We start from the raw sequence: 18,121 nt of genomic DNA, 5'->3' as shown, positions 1-18,121 counted from the left end.
GCAAGATGGACATTCTGGCGATCAACGATATTGCTTTGAGCCTTCATCGGCAAGGGCAACACATTGAACATTTGTGCCTGGTTTGCGAGCAAGACAAGCAGTTATTGTTTGACCAACAGGCCTTAGCCAAGCAGCGCTTAGTTCCTGGGCAGTGCACCAGCAGCTACTGGCAACAACTCAGCCTTGAGCCGATAAAATCCGCAGAAGGAGTGCGCCACGCGGCAGACTTAGCTCACCAGCAACTATTGACCTTAGCTGAAAAAGTCGGCGCTTCCCCCGTGTTGGTTGCGGTACCCGCCAGCCTTACTCAGACTCAACTCTCGCTATTGCTGGGTATTATGCGAGAAACCCCCTGGCAGGTTACAGGCTTGATCAATACCGCCCTTGCCAGCTTGATCAATGGCGCCGAAACCGGCGCCCACCTGCATATCGCCTTGCACAGCAAGCAGTCAGTGATAACCGAACTCACAGCATCTGACAACCTCAGCCAAGGCAATCATCAGCTAGTGAGCGGTGTAGGCTTAGATCCATTATGTGAGCATTTGATGAAACACCTGGCCAGACGTTTTATTCAGGAACAGCGTTTCGACCCCATGCATCAAGGCAGTACCGAGCAGGCTTTGTATTTATGGGTCAGGCAGTATTGCAACGGTCAGCCACCATCACCGCTTCGCATTGCTGACAGATCTCTCACACTTGATAACACAGAGCTGACGGGCGTCATCCGGCAGTTCCTTACGCCCTTGTATCAACTGTTGGACAATAGCCCCCATCAGATTTGGTTGAGTCATCACCTGGCCCGTTTACCCGGTGTGGCGGCATCACTGCCAAAAGCCAGGCTTCTCAGCAGCAGCGACGTGCCTGCGATCAGTGAACTGACCTTGCCGCAGGCAACGTCAGGCGGGATAAGTCTGATTGATAGCCTTCCCCGCACAAAGTACAGTCGTCGGCCCCTGCCACGGGCAACGCATTTACTTTATGAAGACCATGCCGTGGCACTACAAGAGGGCCACTATGGCTGGCTGAACAACCAATTAATGCACTCTGCCACCGACATGGCATTTAGCATACATCAGGGTTCAGATGGCTTTGTTCTTAGCCCTTGTGACAACTGGCAAAGCTCACTGGCAGGCCATGACACTACTCTCAGTCCAGGTACAGAGCTACATCTGCGTAGAGGCAATACAGTCCATCCAATTCGTTGTATCCGGGTTATGCCATGAGCAGAAGAAGCCGTCGCCAAACTTCTAATTTCAGCCTGGCCTTTCTGGATGTGATGTCCTGCGGCTTTGGCGCTGCGGCGCTGCTGTTTCTGTTACTCAAACACGGCATTGATGAAAATCGCGAACAATTGCAGCAACAAGATGTGTCCGAGGTAAGGCTGCTCGAAGAGGAAATTCGCGTTGGCAAAGAAGATCTGGTCAGAGCCCGCAACATCATTTCTGATGCCGATGATGAACTGGCCCAAGCGCAGGGCCTGGCCAGACAAATCGAGCAAGAACTTAAACAACAACGCAGCATGATGGAGGCCATGGATCCGGAACAATGGAATGAGGCCATCAAAAAACTGCAGGAACAGCTGGCCGCACTGGAAAAAGAAAAACAGCAACTGCTGGCCGAACAGCGTGAAGGCGAAAACGTACAAAAGTTTGTTGGCGCCGGCGACCGCCAATACCTTACAGGGCTTCGCCTGGGTGGCCAGCGCATTCTGATCTTGCTGGACGCCAGCACCAGCATGTTGGACGAGCGGTTGGTCAATATCATACGCCGCCGTCATATGCAGGAGGACATTCAGCGCGCGTCCCCAAAATGGCTGCGTGCCCAGGACAGAGTCTCCTGGCTGGTATCCCAGTTTCCCAAAGACAGTCATTACCAGATTTACCTGTTTAACACCGATGCACGAGCGGCAATTAAGAATACTCAGGGTAACTGGCTGAAAGTCAGTGATCGTGACAGCCTGAAACAGGCCATGGACGGCATGCGCGCCGCTCTGCCTGCGGGCGGCACCAGCCTGGAGCGGGCTTTTTTATCTGCCGGTGGCCTGGATCCTCTGCCCGACAATATATTCCTGATCACCGATGGTCTGCCGACTCAGGGATTGCAAGCCAACAGCCAGAATACCATCTCAGGCATTGAACGCTTGGAGCTGTTTAAAAAGGCCGTACAAGGATTACCTCAAGGTGTGCCAGTTAATACTCTACTCAGCCCCATGGAGGGCGACCCCATGGCCGCTGCCGCATTCTGGCAACTCGCCCAACATACCGGCGGATCCTTTCTTAGCCCTTCGGAGGACTGGCCATGAAAAGCCGTCGCCAGATCACCGATATCTTTAGTATTTCGTTTCTGGATGTCATTTCCTGTGGCTTTGGCGCCATCATTATTCTGATGCTGATTGTGCGCAATGTGCCGCCAGATGTTATTGAGCAGGCCGAACTGGATCAGCAAGGCTTGATACAAGACTTGCAACGCCAGTTATTCGAACTGCGCGGCGAAACCCAGACGTTAAACCGCCAGATGACCGCTAAGCACGAGCAGTTATCTCTGGAAAAAGCCCGTATAGCTAGATTACGTACCGAAATGGAACTCATGCAAAGCCGCTACGCCAGACTGTCGGATGCCCAGCAGCTGAGCGCCAGGCAGAAGGGCGAACTGGAACTGGCCAGACAAAGCCTGACAGAGGAAATGCGTCGTCTGCTGGGCGATAACTATAAACGTAAAAACGATCTGATCGGCGGTATTCCCGTGGACAGTGAATACATCATTTTCATTATCGATACCTCCGGTAGCATGGTGAATTACGGCTGGCAACGCATGATAGATGAGATCATCGCCACCCTGGATATCTACCCTAATGTTAAAGGTATTCAGATCATGAATGACATGGGCGATTACATGTTCAGCAATTACAGACGCGAATGGATCCCTGACACCCCTGCCCGTCGTAGTGCCATTATCCAGCGCCTGCGTGGCTGGCATCCTTTCAGTAACTCGTCACCTGTAGAAGGGGTATTAGCTGCTATTCGCTCCTTTTATGCCCCGGATAAGAAAATCAGCATTTATGTGTTTGGTGACGAGTTTACCGGCCGTTCCATCAAACAGGTGGTAGACACAGTGTCGCGCATCAATCAAATGGCAGAAGGCAATCAGAAACGCGTGCGCATACATGCGGTCGGGCTACCCGTGCAATTTGCTAATCCGCCGCAGTACCAAATGACCGGCATTCGCTTTGCTGCGCTGATGCGCGAACTAACTCTACAGAACGGCGGCACTTTTATTGGTTTAAATGACTTTCGTCCCGGCTACTAAGCCCTGGTAACTATTGGCAACCTTGTGCCCTGAGGCACCCCAGGAGGAAAACATGACAAGACGGCTCGCAATACTGGCACTGTGTCTGCTGCTTGGCAGTTGCTCCAGCAGCTTTAGGGTTAAAAGTCAGGTTCCTCAGCCTTTGGTTCAACCAATGCCCCTGACCATGGGGACTTACTATCCAGTGGCGTTACGTAACTACCGTTACGAAGAAAACAACGAAGCACGTGAAGATTGGAATATCGAGCAAGGTGACGCACAAATGCAAATGTTCAGCCGGGTACTGAGCGGTATGTTCAAAAACCTGGTGGAACTGCCTGCCCAATCTGGCTCTGCCGACCTGATCCTTACCCCCGTTGTGGAAGAGTTTCAATACACAGTGCCTCGGGAAACCCGCGGCAAGATTTACGAAGTGTGGTTTAAGTATCACCTGCAATTACACGAAGGTAGCGGCCGTCTGGTAGCAGACTGGTTTATGACTTCCTATGGCAAAACCCCAACCGCCTTTTCCACCACAGATGCTGATGGGTTGGAGCTGGCAATTCAGATGGCCCTGCGCGATGCCGGTGCCAAGTTACTCATGGATTTCTCCCGGGTACCGGAGATCCGTCAATGGATGGAGCAAAACCTCAATAAACATACCCTAGCTATCCGAGGAGAGAAACCATGAACCCATTCTACCTGCTTCCCTTGCTACTCTTGGCTGGTTGCTCCAGCGTCACCATTGATGAATTTCGCAGCGGTAGCACCAGTTTAAACAGTGGCGAGTCTATTGTGATCCTCGGCAGGCGACATGCCAATAACTATGAAACCGAGCCGTCGCTGATTAACTGCTTACAGGAAACCATGGCAGATAAAGGCCTTAACGTTATCCCTGAGCAGGAGTTTCTCGATGAATTTTATCCGTTCTTTGAACCCCGTACCGCACCGCTCAATCTACCGGGCATCAATAAACTCCGTAGCTACGATAAGCTGGCACAGCGTATGGAACAGCGAAATCTTCGCTATCTGATTTGGGTAGATGGTAATACAGAGACCACCTCTAGTGTCGGCTCCATCAGTTGTGCTCTGGTGCCGGGAGGTGGGTGTCTGGGCTTTGGTAGTTGGGATGATGAGGCCGGCTACGAGTCGGTAATTTGGGATCTTAAACGCGAAGTTGTCGCGGGACGCATTCATACCAGTGCCAAAGGCACGTCCTATATGCCGGCAGTGGTAATTCCAATTCCTTTGCTGGCACAGGTTGAAAGCGAGGCCTGCAAAGGACTGGGTAAGCAGTTAAGCGAATTTTTCCAACCACAAGGAGAGCCGAGCCATGGCGTACAGAATTAGTCTGTTGTTTATCCTGGGGACCATCTGTTTAGTTAACGGTTGCGCTACTAATCCGGCTACGGGTGATGCCGAGTTCGTCACTATGTCGGAGTCCAGTGAGCTGGAAATCGGTCAGGAGATGCATAAGAAGATCCTGGAAACTCAGCCTATCTATGAAGACGAAAAAGTCACCGCCTATGTAAACCGGGTCGGCCAGGCACTGGCCAAAGTTGGTGAGCGCCCGGAGCTTACCTATCACTTTACGGTTCTGGACAATCCGCAAATTAATGCCTTTGCTCTGCCCGGTGGTTATATTTATGTCAACCGCGGCCTGCTGGCCTACATGCACAGTGAAGCTCAGCTAGCGGCCGTGCTAGCCCATGAGCTTGGTCATGTCACTGCGCGTCATGCCGTGCAACAAGACACCGCCCGCACCGGCGCCAAAGTGCTGACCGTGATGTCGGTACTGACTACTGGTAGCTGGGCTTTGGGGGATGCAGCCAGTTTATGGAGTAGTGCTGCTGTAATGGGCTACGGGCGGGAAATGGAATTGGAAGCCGATGGTCTGGGAGCCCGCTATCTGTCTAAAGCCGGCTATTCTCCTCACGCGATGATTGAAGTGATCTCCACCCTCAAAGACCAGGAAAAATTTACCCGTCATCTGAATGCAAAGTCCGGCCGTCAGCAAACCTACCATGGCTTGTTTTCCACCCACCCGCGCAATGACACACGCTTAAAAGAGGTGGTAGATAAAGCAGCCGAACTGGAGAAGCACACTCAGGTTGTGGCTAAAGACCCGGCAGAATTTCGCAACACCATGGAGGGGTTGGTATATGGCCCGAGTTACCGCCGTCCGGAACAGAATAACCCTTCAGAGGAAAACCGTTTTACTCACAGCCGTTTAGGTTTTTCTCTGGTCTTTCCGGATGAATGGCAAGTGACTAATGCCGGGCACACTATAGTGGCCGAAGCGCCGGATAAAAGTGCACAAATCCATATGGAAGTCACCCGTCGCCAGGAAGAATTACCACCAGGTAACTATTTACGTAAATACTATGATGTGCCGCTTTTGATGCGTTCTGAAGACTTTAGTCAGGCCGGTATGTTGGGACACACAGGTATCCGCCCGGCGGATGACAAACTCCCCCAACCCAGCCGGGTTGCCATTTTCTATCGTGGTTCGCTTATCTATATGCTCCAGGGGGAAGTAAACAAGCCTGCGCCAGATACGGATTACGACAAGCTGTTTATGGACAGCATCCATAGTTTTGCCCCGGCTCGCGGCACCGCGGCACTGCCCAAAGCCAAAACAATCAGCTATGTGCAGGCGAGCCCCGGCACCACCTTTGCCGACATCGCCAAGCGTATGCGAATCGGTCGCTACGCCGAGGAACAACTGCGCCTGATCAACGGCTACTACCCCAGCGGCGAGCCGCAGGAGGGGGAATGGTTGAAGATTATTAAATAAACAGTGGTCGGCAGCACCCGACAATAGGGAGGTTAATTGGATGCTACGGATGATCCGTAGCATCTAAACGGGCATCATCAGAAAAGTACTGGCGGCCTTTTCAAGCTAAGGGCCTCACTTTACTCCATCATCGCCTTAATATGCACTGTCACACTGCGGCCCAGGGCGCTCATTGCATAGCCCCCTTCCAAGGTGGAAAGCATCTTGCCGTTACAATGTTTGTTGGCAATTTGCTTTAATTCGCGGGTGATCCAATCGTAGTCGGTTTCCACCAGACGAAAATGCGCCATATCGTCTTCGTAATGCCCATCAAAACCAGCAGAAATCAAAATAAGCTGTGGAGCAAAGGCATCAATTTTGTCCAGCCACTGGTTAATCACTGCCTCACGAAAACTGTCGCCGTCTGTGCCGGGAGGCAGCGGCAAATTGAGAATATGCTCATTACCCGGTCCGACATTAAATGGGTAAAAGGGATACTCATAAGAGGAGCAAAACAATACACGTTCGTCGTCAAAAAAGATGTCTTCGGTGCCGTTACCATGATGAACATCAAAATCCACGATAGCGATGCGTTCCAGCTTGTACTTGTGCATCGCCCAATGTGCCGCGACGGCAATATTGTTAAACAGGCAAAAGCCCATGGCTTTATCCCGCTCTGCATGGTGACCTGGCGGGCGCACGGCACAAAAAGCCTGCCCTACTTTATCCTGCATCAACATGTCCACCGCCATCACATTAGCTCCGGCGGCATAAAGGGCGGCTTCCAGACTACGTGGCATCATGGTGGTGTCATCGTCCAACTGCACTTTGCCCTCTTTGGGCGTACAGGCAAACAGCTTGTCCACATAAGCCTTATCGTGCGCCAGATACAATTGCTTGCGGTTGGCCTTGTCCGCCTCTGCACGCAAAATGGAATAATCTAGTCCGGATGCTATGAGCCTGTCGTTGATAGCATCCAGACGCTCCGGTGATTCAGGATGTTCATCTCCAACATCATGCAGGGCGCAAGCCGGATGACTGATAAATACCAAGCTCATAAATCAGCCTTTAACGACAGTTTTAACATCACTTCTCCAGGATCTTCAGCGGGCATACGTTTAAAGTTGGCACTTTCAAACACCCGCAACATATTTTTATTGTCCGACCGCACATAGGCTTGCATGGATTCCAGGCCCCGCATACCGGCAATACGGATCATTTCGGCCAGCAGTTGGCGGGCCATGCCTTTACCGTGATATTTTTCACGGGTCACAAAGGCCACTTCACAGCTGCTGCCATCGTCATTAAGATAATACCGCCCTACCGCCTGAATTTCTGACACCGAGCCTTGCTGTCTGACGATACACAACGCTAAGTCGCGGCTCTGATCCACACTGACCAAACTGCAGGACTTTTCCCTGGTCATCTGGGTAGGATAATAGTTATATCGATAAAACAGGGTTTCCTTGGTGTGCGAGTAGAAAAACTCCTGCAAACGGCGTTCATCAGCCGGGTTTAAAGGGCGCAAGTCAAAGCTCACACCATCAATAATCAGGGTTTTAACACTGATTTTGCCAAGCTCAGGTACTTCACGGGGATAGTCTTTCTGATAATGCGGTACCCAATAGTGTTTACGCACCTGCTCCAGTAATTGGGCTCGAAACTTAGGATGGGCAACCCGAATCAACTCCAACGCTCGCTCACGAATACTGCGGCCTTTTAACGAGGCGACACCAAATTCGGTCACCACATAATGCACGTGCCCCCGGGAAGTGACCACCCCACTGCCTTGGGTAATATGCGGCACAATACGGGACACCTTACCGTTTTTGGCCGTAGAGGGCAAAGCGATGATGGGCTTACCACCTGGGCTGATAGCCGCCCCGCGAATAAAGTCCACCTGCCCGCCTATACCACTATAAAACTGATAACCGATGGAGTCCGCTACGACCTGACCGGTTAAGTCCACCTCAATGGCGCTATTGATAGCCACCATCTTATTGTTACGGGAGATATTTACCGGTGAATTGACATAGCCGCTTGGGTAGAACTCCACATGCGGATTGCCGTCAACAAAATCGTAAAGCCGCTTACTGCCAAGGCAAAAGCTGGTAACCGTTTTACCCGGGTGGAAGGTCTTCTTGCGGTTATTGATTACACCTTTGGCAATCAAATCGATGATGCCGTCAGTTATCAGCTCGCTGTGTACCCCCAGGTCTTTATGATGTTGCAAATATTGCAATACGGCATTAGGGATCTTACCTATCCCAAGTTGCAAGGTTGCACCGTCCTCCACCAACATCGACACATACTGGCCAATCCGTTCTGTGACAGGATCGGACTCAATATCTGGCATTTGTGGCAATTCCTGCTGGCGCTCAATACTGGCACTTAATTGCGAGACGTGCACAAAAGAGTCGCCACTGGTGCGCGGCATTAACGGATTGATCTGGGCAATAACGTACTTAGCTTTACGTACCGCCGCCTGCACCACATCCACCGACACACCCAACGAGCAGTAACCAAATTTATCCGGCGGCCCCACCATAATTAAAGCGGCATCCAGCGGCAAAATATCCGTTTCAAACAGGCTGGACACTTCGGACAAGAAGCACGGTGTATAGTCAGCTCGCCCTTCGGAAACGGCTGCCCGCATTTTGTCACCGCCGATAAAAAAGGTATTTACCTTAAAAAGATCATTGTATTTAGGTTCTACCCAGCGGTGATCGGCCAGGGTCAGAATATGCACAACTTCTATATCATGCAGGCCCTGGGCATTGGCTATCAGGTCGTCTATCAGCGCATTAGGCACAGCGGCATGGGAGCCGAGAAAAATACGATTACCGGATTTTAATAAAGTCTGCCAATCAGGCCGGTTCGGCAACGCGGTATACATATGTAACTCCTTTAATACCCGGGCGATGTACAAGCTATTTTGTCACCCAGCAAGCCTTCATGGTTTGATATAAACCAAAGCGCTTCGAGTTATCTGCAACTTGCCGTAACATTAGCAGATAGACTTGGTAGTAAATAGTAATTCCATTAAATAACAAAATCTTAGTTCATGGTATTAGCTGTTGTATGAACGGAAGCGAAAAATGAGTCGAGCAGGTAATCTGCCTCTTAGGATCTTAATCATCATCCCCACAACCTTGCTGTTTCTGGTTGGTGCCATGCTAATCGGTGGCATATTTGTGCATACCAGCCTGGATACAGGCAGAGCATTTGGTCATCAGATGGCAGAAGAGCGCAGCAAGCGACTAGCCAGCCAAATATTGCAACTAACCGAACAACTGCCCGCAGTCTTAACCTTAAATGCCGAAGGTATACTAGGTGGACGCCTGGATATTCAACAACCAGAAAGCCTGGCCCCCTGGTTGTATACACAAATCCGGCAGTTTGAGCGTATCTCTTTTATTTCTGTTGCCTTACCGGATGGACGCTATATTACCGGTGCCCGCGATCCAGGCGAAAACATCCAACCGCATATTGCCGCTAATTTCATTGATGGCCGATTAAAGTTAGCGGGTTATCAGGCCAATCCTGACGGTAGCCTTGGAGCCCGTAATTCAGAATTACTTGACTACGATCCCAGACAGCGTCCCTTTATGTTGGCAGCCCTCAAAACACCGGGCGAGTTGGCCTGGGGAAGCATATACCACTATGCCGGGATGCCAGACTTTGGTATCAGTATGTCGCTGGCGGTGCTTGATGCTCAGGGTAAGGTGATTGCCGTTTGCGGTGTGGATATGGCCTTGGAACGGCTCAACGAGTTTATGGCAGATATTCCTTTGGGTAACGCTGGAGTCGCCTATCTGGCCGATGCTGAGGGTAAATTGATTGCCACCTCGTCACCCACACTGCCCTTTGTCGACCCCAACAATCCATCTAACCGCCTGCATTTGGCAACTCACCCTAGCGCACTGCTGCGTAAAGTCAGCCAATACCAGGTGGATAATAGGCCATTTGTGGGAGCCCTGGATGCCGAGGATAGCCGCTATCTAACCAATATTCGCCGTATTGATCTTGGCCATGGCAAACATTGGCAACTGGGCGTGCTGCTGCCGGAACAGGAATTTGTCGGCAAAACCGAGCAAACCACCCGTCAAGCGCTGGGATTTGTGCTTATGACCTTAGTCTTGCTGGCACTATGCGGCGCCTTGTTAGGGGGCTTTATTGCCCGACCTATTGAACAAATTTCGCAACTGGCAAACAGCCGGGCCTTAAATGCATTGCGGCAGAATAGTTTCAAAACCAGTCAGATTCGAGAAGTGCAGCATCTGTCCGCCAGCCTTGCCCATCTGGGCGATGAATTAGCCGACGCCATAGATGAACTGGAAGACCGCGTCATTCAACGCACCCAACAGTTGCAGGAAGCCAACAATAAATTACAGCAACTCTCCATTCAGGACAGCCTGACCGGCATTGCTAACCGCCGGGCCTTTGACGAGCATTTGCGCCAACAATGGCTGAATGCCAAACGCGAAAAGCAGCCTTTGTCTTTGCTACTTATCGATATCGATCATTTCAAGGCCTTTAATGACAAATATGGCCACCCTGCTGGCGATCAGGCACTTATCCAGGTTGCTGAACAACTGGCTGAGCAGTTGCATCGCCCGAATGATTTAGTCGCGCGTTATGGTGGCGAGGAGTTTGCCGTAATCCTGCCCAACACCACAGTTGCAGCCGCCGCCCTGCTGGCAGAGCAGATGCGTCAGGCCATTGCTGGCCGACCCGCCATGATTGATGAAAAGCCTTATTTTTTAACTATCAGTATTGGCTTATCCAGTGTTATACCTACTGCAGAACACAATACCAAGGCACTATTACAACGTGCCGACCAGCATCTTTACCAAGCTAAGGCCGATGGCCGGAATCGGGTATCTACGGATGAACAATAGATGGCAACTAATCAGCCGGCCGACTACAAGTTAACAGAGCAAGACGATTCCAAAGCTGCGCAAAAACAGTCTTTCTGGCTGCTGTGCGCCGCATTAGTTCTGACTAAACTAGGTGATTTGCTCGCGTCCCCCAAGATAGTGCTGACCTGGTTACTCGGCAGCGTCGGTGCTTCACCGGCGCTTATTTCTATGCTGGTGCCTATTCGCGAGTCCGGCTCAATGATCCCACAAATCGCCATTGGCGCCTGGGTAAATCGTTTCGTACATCGCAAAGGGCTCTGGCAACTAGGCGCCCTGATACAGGGACTGGCCGTTCTGGGCATGATGCTGGCATTGTGGCGTCTAACAGGGAATGCCGCCGGCTATACAGTATTAGCGTTGTTGGTGCTATTCAGTTTGGCCCGCGCGCTCTGCTCGGTCACTATTAAGGACATACAGGGAAAAGTCATTATCAAACAACAGCGTGGACGCCTGTCCGGCTATGCCGCCAGCCTCGCTGGTGCGCTGACGTTTATCATTAGCCTGCTGTTTTTCATGGACGCTACGTCTATAAGTACCGGGGCCTATCTATGGTTATTGCTGACAGCAGGTCTGCTCTGGCTGATGGCTGGACTGTTGTTTTTTACCTTGCGGGAACCAGCCGGGGAGTGCAGACCGCCTGGCAACAACAAATTTTCCGCAATTAAAAACGCCTGGCAGTTACTCAATCAAGACCGAAGGTTCCGCCATTTTGTACTTTCCCGCGCTCTGCTGATGGGCTCTGCCCTGTCCGCGCCTTTTATTCTGCTGCTGGCCCAAAACAGGCAAGCCGAGACCAGCACCTTCGCCCTCTTTTTACTGGCCAGCAGTTTGGCCTCCAGTCTATCCGCCAGTATATGGGGGCTGATGGCAGACCAATCCAGCCGCCGGGTGATGCTGCTTGGCGGCGTATTGGCGGCACTAAGTTGCATGGCTGTATGGCTGGCAGAGCTTCAGCTCAATGATGCACCGGTTTGGCTGTATGCGCTGTTCTATCTGAGTTTGTCAATTGCCCACGAAGGGGTTCGTATCGGCAGGCAAACCTATCTGGTCAATATGGCCGGTGGCGTCAAACGTACTGACTATGTGTCGGTCAGCAACACTGTCATCGGCACACTCCTGCTACTGATAGGCGGCATCACGGCCTTTGTGGCGAGTATGTCGGTTCCGGCGGTTGTCTTGTTTTTGGGCTTAATGGGACTGGCGGGTAGTTGGTCTACCTGGCGAATGGCTGAAACTTAGTAGAGCAGATTAACCTTTTGAACTTGCAGCAGCTTTTGGGTTTTTAATACAAGACAGAGTGAAGCTGGTGTCGTTATTCTGCATAAGTGAGGGACAAGTGCGTATGGAACGGACCTGAACAGCGCTGCTCAAAAGGTCAACAGGCGCTAATCCTGCGCCTTAATTTTGGCCTGAATAAACTGGCTGTGGGGGATATACAGCAGGTCCGCAATACGGCGGATAATATGCTCTTCATGGCTATCCAGGTGCCCATCAGCATAGGCCAGCTGCCAGAGGTTTTCGAGGATCTGAACTTTCTGTGTACCGCTATATTGCTGGTTTAAGAGCCGGGTAAAACTGACTAAGTCAGCCGCCTGTTCCGCATGTTGTCTGGAATCCCGAACTAACGCCTGTGCTTGAGATTCAGATACTGAAAATTCCTTTTTCAACAGTTGAGTAAGAAACTGAATTTCACTCTCTTCAAACTGATTATCGGCACGGGCGACTTCGACATACAACACAGCAGTGGCAAGATCTATTCCTAGAGCTTGGCTGGTTGACGCTGGTTCCAACCTCAACTGCAACCATTTTTTGACCTTACTGATCATAGTGCCTGTCTAGTTCACCGAACACCTGCTTCTCATCAGCCAGGTTCATAAACAGAGGTTTGCAAATGTAGTAACCTTGCATGTAACGCACGCCTTTCTCCCGTAGGTAAGTAAATTCGCCTTCAGTTTCCACCCCCTCAGCCAGAAGCTTAATACCGAGACGCTCGGTAATTAACGCCATGCCATTAAAGATGGCTTGCTTGGCGGGATCTTTGTCAATACCTCGGATTAACAGCATATCCAGTTTAATAATATCAGGCTGAAACATCGCCAACAGATTAAGACCGGAATAGCCTTCGCCGAAATCATCTATCGCGGTCATAAATCCCTGCTTTTGGTAAGTACGAAAAATATCCAGAATTTTTGCAACATCGACCTTTTCGTGTTCAGTCACCTCAAAAATAATACTCTGATAAGGGAACCCATATTTTTGGGCTGCTTTTAGCGTCTCTCTCAGGCACGCCTCAGGTTCATAAACTGCGTTTGGCAAAAAGTTGATGCTCAACCGGGTATTACATCCCAGTTCTGAAGCAATTCGAATGGCGGTGGTACGGCAGGTTTGATCAAAACTATAGCGGTTTTTTTCTGTTACTTTAGACAACACTTGCCCTGCCCCCTCCCCATTAACGCCTCTCACGAGTGCTTCGTAAGCGAAAAGGGTACGGGTATGCAAATCTACTATTGGCTGAAAAGCCATAGCAATGTCAAATTCAAGCGGTACATCACAATCACATCGGCGGCAATTGTCCATACAATCAGGTTCTTGTGCTGATTATTTTACTTGAGCATAACAAAAGTTTTCGCCAAATTGCTGACAAAATTGTGTTGCAGCCTTGATTGATGCTTCTACAGATCCTCCAACTGTCCAGTCTCCAACAGCAGCCAAGCCCAATTCAGAATCAAACACAGGGGCAATTCGCGGTGCTTCAGATGCCAGTCTGGCATAGCGCCAAAAATGGGCATAACACTGTAATGTGTCTACGGCATCACGTTCGAACATCTGTGCTAACGCTGTTAGAGCCTTAAAACTGACCGCTTCACTACTCTCATCGCTTAATGAAGCAGATGCTTGATGAGTCAGATACATTACCCAAGTTTGCAGTTGTGACTGACGCTGAGGTTTAGCACTGTCCAATACCGCGAGTTGTAGCAATGAATCTGAGGAATAGACAATGGGCATAGCGTCAGGAAGTGCTGACTGCAGTTGCACTGCTACAGCCCAGCAAGGTTGCCAATGCCTCTCTTCCAAAGGCGCTAACAATACATAGGGAGCAAGCAAAGAGTAAGTTTGTGGCCAGGGCGCGGTGACTATCACCCAGTCAAACAAACCAAACTTGCATTGAGTACTATCCCATAGAATCCACCCTTTGGGAGTCTTCTGCAAATGTGTGATTTGCACCGACGTGGCCAATCTGCAGCCTGTAAGCCAATGATGGCATGCCGCATTCATTCCTGGCACCATCACATAAATTGGCGCGCTCTCTTTTTCAGAAACAAAGGTTTCACCTCGGTGGTAAGGCGTGACCATCCAACGCCGGGCAATACCCAGACTTTCCAATTCGCTTATAATGTTTAACACGGGTAGTTGTGTTGGACGAATAAACGGCGCTCCGAGGTCAAACTGCCCCCAATGCGTACGCTTACAGGTGGTTCTACCTCCACGGCCGCGAGACTTCTCAAACACACTGACTTTATGCCCTTGTTTTTGCAAAGAAGCGGCGATCAGGCTACCGGTAACACCAGCTCCTACAACTGCGATATCCATGGCAAGGATTACTCAACGTAAAAAAAGTATGTACGTGCCAGGCCAACAAAAGATCACGCTTTAACGACTGAACTGCTGCTCCAGCAACGCAGCCAAACGCGCACCAGCCACTTGCAGGCGCTTAATCGCCAATGCTTGATCCCGCTGTTGCCGGCCAGCATCCACGACGTTGGATTGATTGGCGTACACCTGCCTTGTCAGATTAAATGACTCAGCAATCCACTGACTTAATGGCGCAGATTGCCACTGGCTTCGCTGCACGTCATCACTGCCCTCCATCAAGCTGGCCGCCAGTTGTTCGGAGCGTGGCAAGCCTTTTAATACCAGGCCGTCCCAATAGTAATGCAGACTGACTTCATCGCCTTTTACTTTCACTTTAGTGGTGTTACCGCCTTTGTCATCGGCAAAACTCACATGCATAGGCTGGTGTATATCCCCTACCAGATGTACCACAAAAGCCAAGGCTTCAGCTTGCTTATCTTTATCACCATTTTGAAGCTGAGATTGCATCTCCTTCAATACACTGACAATGCAAGGGCGCGCACAATCCCGCGACATATCAAAAACCTCTGCATCGCGCGGTATATTCACATAATGCCAGGGGCCGGTATGCGCATAGGCAGGTAGTTTCTGTTCACGGATTTTGTCCGCCCATACTGATGCTTCGCCGATATCCTTAAAACCTTTGAGCTTTAGCAAGGCATCAACTTTCTGCTGTGTAGCCGGACTTAACTGTGCATAGGCCAGCAGTGCCACAGTGCGGTGGCCTTTTTCACCCCAGGCCAACGCTTGGCCACTAAGCAGTGAAAGTACCAGGGAGACTAAAGCAAGGTAGGTTTTCATTGTGACTCCAGCAAAACATTGTGACCATTGGCGGCATCAAAAAGCAGCGCATTGGTCAAATCCAGCGACAATCCCAGGCTTTGCCCAGCGCTAAATTCGCAATCCAGGGGCATACTGCTTAGCAACAACTCGCCACCGGGCAATTGCAATTCATACAGATAATCCGCGCCTCGAAATATTTGCCGTAGCACCCTGGCCTTAAGCTCAGAGGTAGGATCCGTTTTAACCTGATGCGGTCTGAGCAGCAGGCTCAATGATGTGCCACTGGCAACACTGACATTGCTCACTAATGGCCAATTGCCAACATCACCGGCTATCCGACCATCCCCCAAATACTCTACCTTCACTGTTGCGCCTTTGCCGATAAAATCAGCCACATGTAAGCTGGCTGGGCGACTGAACAAGTTGGCAGGACAGCCCCATTGTAATAGTCTGCCCTGATCCATTACCCCCAGCTTGTCAGCCATGCTGAAAGCTTCAGATTTATCATGGGTAACCAACAAAGCGGTAATGCCCTGCTGCTTTAAAATCTGCCTGACCTGAGTGGCCAGGCTGCCGCGCAGCTCAGTATCCAGGCTGGAAAATGGCTCATCCAGCAGCAACAAATCCGGCTTTGGCGCCATCGCCCTCGCCAGGGCGACACGCTGCTGCTGACCGCCAGACAACGCATGACTGTATCGCTCACCAAGCCCTTGCAATTCCACCAACGTCAGCAAACTTTCAACCCGCTCACGCTGCTGCACTTTAGGTAAACCACGAATGCCGAAGGCGATATTTTCTGCCACGGTTAAGTGGGGAAACAGGGCAAAATCCTGAAATACCATGCCTATCCGGCGTTTCTCTGGTGCAACGCTGGAGCCAGGGCTGCTGACATTTTTCTCATGTAAGTCGATACGACCTTCGCTGATGGGTTCAAAGCCGGCAATCGCCCGCAAAACAGAAGTCTTGCCACACCCCGACGCGCCGAGTAAACAACCGATTTCGCCAGCCAGCAAACTCAGGTCAAAGCCCTTTACTACCTTGTTGGTGCCATAACTGATGGCCACATGTTCGAGTTGCAACATTATGCCGTTTCCTTATTGATGGCTCTGGACAACAAAATAACCGGCAGCAACCCGGCCACTAAGATCAGCAGTGCTGGTGCAGCAGCGTCGGCCAGACGCTCATCTGAGGCTAATTCATAGGTGCGAATAGCCAGAGTGTCGAAGTTAAAAGGGCGCAAAATCAAGGTAGCCGGTAACTCTTTCAACACATCAACAAACACCAGTAACACTGCGCTAAGCAAACTGGCCCGCAGCATCGGCAGATGCACTTTGCTAAAGACCCCTGTCGGGCTTAAGCCTAAACTTCGGCCAGCCATATCCATGCTGGGTTTAACCCGGGCAAGGCCTGTTTCCACCTGATGCAGACTAACCGCCAAAAAGCGCACCGCATAGGCAAACAACAGCGCAAACACCGTACCAGACAACAGCAGACCGGTACTGATCCCAAAAGACGCTTGCAACAACGCATCCAGAGATTTATCAAACCAGGCGAGCGGCACCATAGTCCCTACCGCAATAACAGTCCCCGGCAGCGCATACCCTAGTTTTGCTACCGTCACGGGCGCATTGATAAGTGGATCGCTTTTCAGTCGCTTGGCATAAGCAAACAGCATGGCCAGTAATAAAATGATCAATGCCGCCGTCAGCGCCAGTGAGAAGCTGTTCCAGGCCAGTCGCCAAAAACGCGCGTCCAGTTGCTCAGGGCCTGTCAGCCAGGCCCAGTGCAGCAACATGGCAAGTGGCAGTAAAAAGCCCAATGCCAGGATCAGGCCGCAAAAGGAAAACAATAACCAGCGCGTCACCTCGGACGGCCTGGTTCGGGCCTGCGTCTGACGTTTATGGCCCTGGTAGTAATATTGAATTTTACGACGGGAGTATTGCTCCCAGAGCACCAGTCCCATCACAAACAACATCAAAAGAGCGGATAACTGTGCTGCTGCCAGATGATTGCCCATGCCAAACCAGGTACGGAATATACCTGTGGTAAAGGTGCTAACGCCAAAATATTCGACCGTGCCGAAATCGGCAAAGGCCTCCATCATAGCCAGGGCCGTACCACTTAGAATGGCAGGTCTGGCCATAGGCACTGCCACTTTCAGAAAATACTGTTGCGGGCTTTGGCCCATACTGCGACTGGCTTCCAACAAACTTTGCGATTGGTCACGAAAAGCGTTTCTGGCCAGCATAAATACATAGGGGTACAACACTAGGATTAGCATGGTGATGGCACCACCTAAAGAACGGATTTCAGGAAACCAATAGTCACCGTAGTCCCAGCCAAAGGTTTCCCGCAAGGCGGTTTGCAGCGGACCGGCAAAATCCAGCAGGCCGGTATAACAATAGGCAATAATGTAGGCAGGAATTGCCAGTGGCAGCAGCAACAGCCATTCAAACCAGCTGCGACCGGGAAATTGATAGTGATGGCAACACCAAGCCAGGGAAGTCCCCAGCAGCATGGCACCCAGCCCAACGCCGAAGGCCAGCATCAGGCTGTTGAGCACATAATCCAACAGCACAGTGTCTGCCAGATGCTGCCAAACCAGCCATTGTGGCTGGCTGAGGCTGAATGTGACTAATAAAATAGGGAGCGCCAGCAGTATGGCAGCCGTCAAGGTTATGCTTCGCCAGCCACTAAAAGGACTGGGGGATCTCAGTATTGC

At 51.0% G+C, this 18,121-nt stretch carries 16 protein-coding genes; 8 read left to right on the top strand and 8 right to left on the bottom strand.

Annotated features, from left to right (window positions below):
- The first annotated feature begins 5 nt into the window (after nucleotides 1-5).
- The 6 genes from KJY73_RS05900 to KJY73_RS05875 are packed head-to-tail and all read left to right on the top strand — an operon-like array spanning nucleotide 6 to nucleotide 6,082.
- Nucleotides 6-1,223 (top strand): hypothetical protein, encoded by a 1,218-nt coding sequence (locus KJY73_RS05900; protein ID WP_214341317.1) that lies wholly within the window; start codon nucleotides 6-8, stop codon nucleotides 1,221-1,223.
- On the top strand, nucleotides 1,220-2,302 hold the full coding sequence (locus KJY73_RS05895) for a vWA domain-containing protein (protein ID WP_214341314.1): 1,083 nt from the start codon (nucleotides 1,220-1,222) through the stop codon (nucleotides 2,300-2,302). The genes KJY73_RS05900 and KJY73_RS05895 overlap by 4 nt, the downstream gene beginning before the upstream one ends.
- Complete coding sequence (locus tag KJY73_RS05890; RefSeq protein WP_214341311.1) at nucleotides 2,299-3,306, top strand: vWA domain-containing protein; 1,008 nt, start codon at nucleotides 2,299-2,301, stop codon at nucleotides 3,304-3,306. The genes KJY73_RS05895 and KJY73_RS05890 overlap by 4 nt, the downstream gene beginning before the upstream one ends.
- Nucleotides 3,307-3,358: 52 nt before the next feature.
- Nucleotides 3,359-3,976 (top strand): hypothetical protein, encoded by a 618-nt coding sequence (locus KJY73_RS05885; RefSeq protein WP_214341309.1) that lies wholly within the window; start codon nucleotides 3,359-3,361, stop codon nucleotides 3,974-3,976.
- The gene (locus KJY73_RS05880; protein ID WP_214341307.1) at nucleotides 3,973-4,635 is read left to right on the top strand and encodes a hypothetical protein; all 663 of its coding nucleotides are present in this window, start codon (nucleotides 3,973-3,975) and stop codon (nucleotides 4,633-4,635) included. The genes KJY73_RS05885 and KJY73_RS05880 overlap by 4 nt, the downstream gene beginning before the upstream one ends.
- Entirely contained in the window at nucleotides 4,619-6,082 is a 1,464-nt protein-coding gene (locus KJY73_RS05875) for a M48 family metalloprotease (RefSeq protein WP_214341305.1), read from the top strand. The genes KJY73_RS05880 and KJY73_RS05875 overlap by 17 nt, the downstream gene beginning before the upstream one ends.
- Before the next feature lie 119 nt (nucleotides 6,083-6,201).
- Here the strand turns inward: KJY73_RS05875 and KJY73_RS05870 are convergent, their stop codons facing one another.
- Both KJY73_RS05870 and KJY73_RS05865 read right to left on the bottom strand, forming a co-directional pair.
- Nucleotides 6,202-7,119 carry a histone deacetylase family protein gene (locus KJY73_RS05870; protein WP_214341303.1) on the bottom strand — a complete coding sequence of 306 codons (918 nt, stop codon included), beginning with the start codon at nucleotides 7,117-7,119 and terminating at the stop codon, nucleotides 6,202-6,204.
- On the bottom strand, nucleotides 7,116-8,957 hold the full coding sequence (locus KJY73_RS05865) for a GNAT family N-acetyltransferase (protein WP_214341301.1): 1,842 nt from the start codon (nucleotides 8,955-8,957) through the stop codon (nucleotides 7,116-7,118). Before KJY73_RS05865 ends, KJY73_RS05870 begins: the two co-directional genes overlap by 4 nt.
- Nucleotides 8,958-9,159: 202 nt before the next feature.
- On the opposite strand from KJY73_RS05865, the gene KJY73_RS05860 reads away from it, so the two are divergent.
- On the top strand, nucleotides 9,160-10,962 hold the full coding sequence (locus KJY73_RS05860) for a sensor domain-containing diguanylate cyclase (RefSeq protein ID WP_214341299.1): 1,803 nt from the start codon (nucleotides 9,160-9,162) through the stop codon (nucleotides 10,960-10,962).
- On the top strand, nucleotides 10,963-12,222 hold the full coding sequence (locus tag KJY73_RS05855) for an MFS transporter (protein WP_214341296.1): 1,260 nt from the start codon (nucleotides 10,963-10,965) through the stop codon (nucleotides 12,220-12,222).
- Nucleotides 12,223-12,368: 146 nt separating this feature from the next.
- On the opposite strand, the gene KJY73_RS05850 is transcribed toward KJY73_RS05855, so the two are convergent.
- From KJY73_RS05850 to KJY73_RS05825, 6 genes are all read right to left on the bottom strand, one after another.
- Nucleotides 12,369-12,809: a tellurite resistance TerB family protein gene (locus tag KJY73_RS05850; protein WP_214341293.1), complete on the bottom strand. Its 441-nt coding sequence runs from the start codon at nucleotides 12,807-12,809 to the stop codon at nucleotides 12,369-12,371.
- Entirely contained in the window at nucleotides 12,799-13,506 is a 708-nt protein-coding gene (locus tag KJY73_RS05845) for an EAL domain-containing protein (protein WP_232848402.1), read from the bottom strand. The genes KJY73_RS05850 and KJY73_RS05845 overlap by 11 nt, the downstream gene beginning before the upstream one ends.
- A 75-nt stretch (nucleotides 13,507-13,581) precedes the next feature.
- The gene (locus KJY73_RS05840) at nucleotides 13,582-14,574 is read right to left on the bottom strand and encodes an NAD(P)/FAD-dependent oxidoreductase (protein ID WP_214341287.1); all 993 of its coding nucleotides are present in this window, start codon (nucleotides 14,572-14,574) and stop codon (nucleotides 13,582-13,584) included.
- Between the two features lie 60 nt (nucleotides 14,575-14,634).
- Complete coding sequence (locus tag KJY73_RS05835; protein ID WP_214341284.1) at nucleotides 14,635-15,417, bottom strand: S1/P1 nuclease; 783 nt, start codon at nucleotides 15,415-15,417, stop codon at nucleotides 14,635-14,637.
- Nucleotides 15,414-16,481: an ABC transporter ATP-binding protein gene (locus tag KJY73_RS05830; RefSeq protein ID WP_214341280.1), complete on the bottom strand. Its 1,068-nt coding sequence runs from the start codon at nucleotides 16,479-16,481 to the stop codon at nucleotides 15,414-15,416. Before KJY73_RS05830 ends, KJY73_RS05835 begins: the two co-directional genes overlap by 4 nt.
- Nucleotides 16,481-18,118, bottom strand: coding sequence for an ABC transporter permease (locus tag KJY73_RS05825; RefSeq protein ID WP_408611362.1), 1,638 nt, complete (start codon nucleotides 18,116-18,118; stop codon nucleotides 16,481-16,483). The genes KJY73_RS05830 and KJY73_RS05825 overlap by 1 nt, the downstream gene beginning before the upstream one ends.
- Nucleotides 18,119-18,121: the final 3 nt, after the last annotated feature.

This window comes from Bowmanella yangjiangensis, assembly GCF_018531185.1.
Classification (GTDB): Bacteria; Pseudomonadota; Gammaproteobacteria; order Enterobacterales; family Alteromonadaceae; genus Bowmanella; species Bowmanella yangjiangensis.
Note: the sequence above shows the minus strand (reverse complement) of the source record. Positions and strands in the feature narration are given on the sequence as shown.

What these genes read in the sequence shown, in the direction of transcription:
- KJY73_RS05900 (WP_214341317.1), top strand. Translation starts at nt 6, where the DNA reads ATGGACATTCTGGCGATCAACGATATTGCTTTGAGCCTTCATCGGCAA.
- KJY73_RS05895 (WP_214341314.1), top strand. Translation starts at nt 1,220, where the DNA reads ATGAGCAGAAGAAGCCGTCGCCAAACTTCTAATTTCAGCCTGGCCTTT.
- KJY73_RS05890 (WP_214341311.1), top strand. Translation starts at nt 2,299, where the DNA reads ATGAAAAGCCGTCGCCAGATCACCGATATCTTTAGTATTTCGTTTCTG.
- KJY73_RS05885 (WP_214341309.1), top strand. Translation starts at nt 3,359, where the DNA reads ATGACAAGACGGCTCGCAATACTGGCACTGTGTCTGCTGCTTGGCAGT.
- KJY73_RS05880 (WP_214341307.1), top strand. Translation starts at nt 3,973, where the DNA reads ATGAACCCATTCTACCTGCTTCCCTTGCTACTCTTGGCTGGTTGCTCC.
- KJY73_RS05875 (WP_214341305.1), top strand. Translation starts at nt 4,619, where the DNA reads ATGGCGTACAGAATTAGTCTGTTGTTTATCCTGGGGACCATCTGTTTA.
- KJY73_RS05870 (WP_214341303.1), bottom strand. Translation starts at nt 7,119, where the DNA reads ATGAGCTTGGTATTTATCAGTCATCCGGCTTGCGCCCTGCATGATGTT.
- KJY73_RS05865 (WP_214341301.1), bottom strand. Translation starts at nt 8,957, where the DNA reads ATGTATACCGCGTTGCCGAACCGGCCTGATTGGCAGACTTTATTAAAA.
- KJY73_RS05860 (WP_214341299.1), top strand. Translation starts at nt 9,160, where the DNA reads ATGAGTCGAGCAGGTAATCTGCCTCTTAGGATCTTAATCATCATCCCC.
- KJY73_RS05855 (WP_214341296.1), top strand. Translation starts at nt 10,963, where the DNA reads ATGGCAACTAATCAGCCGGCCGACTACAAGTTAACAGAGCAAGACGAT.
- KJY73_RS05850 (WP_214341293.1), bottom strand. Translation starts at nt 12,809, where the DNA reads ATGATCAGTAAGGTCAAAAAATGGTTGCAGTTGAGGTTGGAACCAGCG.
- KJY73_RS05845 (WP_232848402.1), bottom strand. Translation starts at nt 13,506, where the DNA reads ATGGCTTTTCAGCCAATAGTAGATTTGCATACCCGTACCCTTTTCGCT.
- KJY73_RS05840 (WP_214341287.1), bottom strand. Translation starts at nt 14,574, where the DNA reads ATGGATATCGCAGTTGTAGGAGCTGGTGTTACCGGTAGCCTGATCGCC.
- KJY73_RS05835 (WP_214341284.1), bottom strand. Translation starts at nt 15,417, where the DNA reads ATGAAAACCTACCTTGCTTTAGTCTCCCTGGTACTTTCACTGCTTAGT.
- KJY73_RS05830 (WP_214341280.1), bottom strand. Translation starts at nt 16,481, where the DNA reads ATGTTGCAACTCGAACATGTGGCCATCAGTTATGGCACCAACAAGGTA.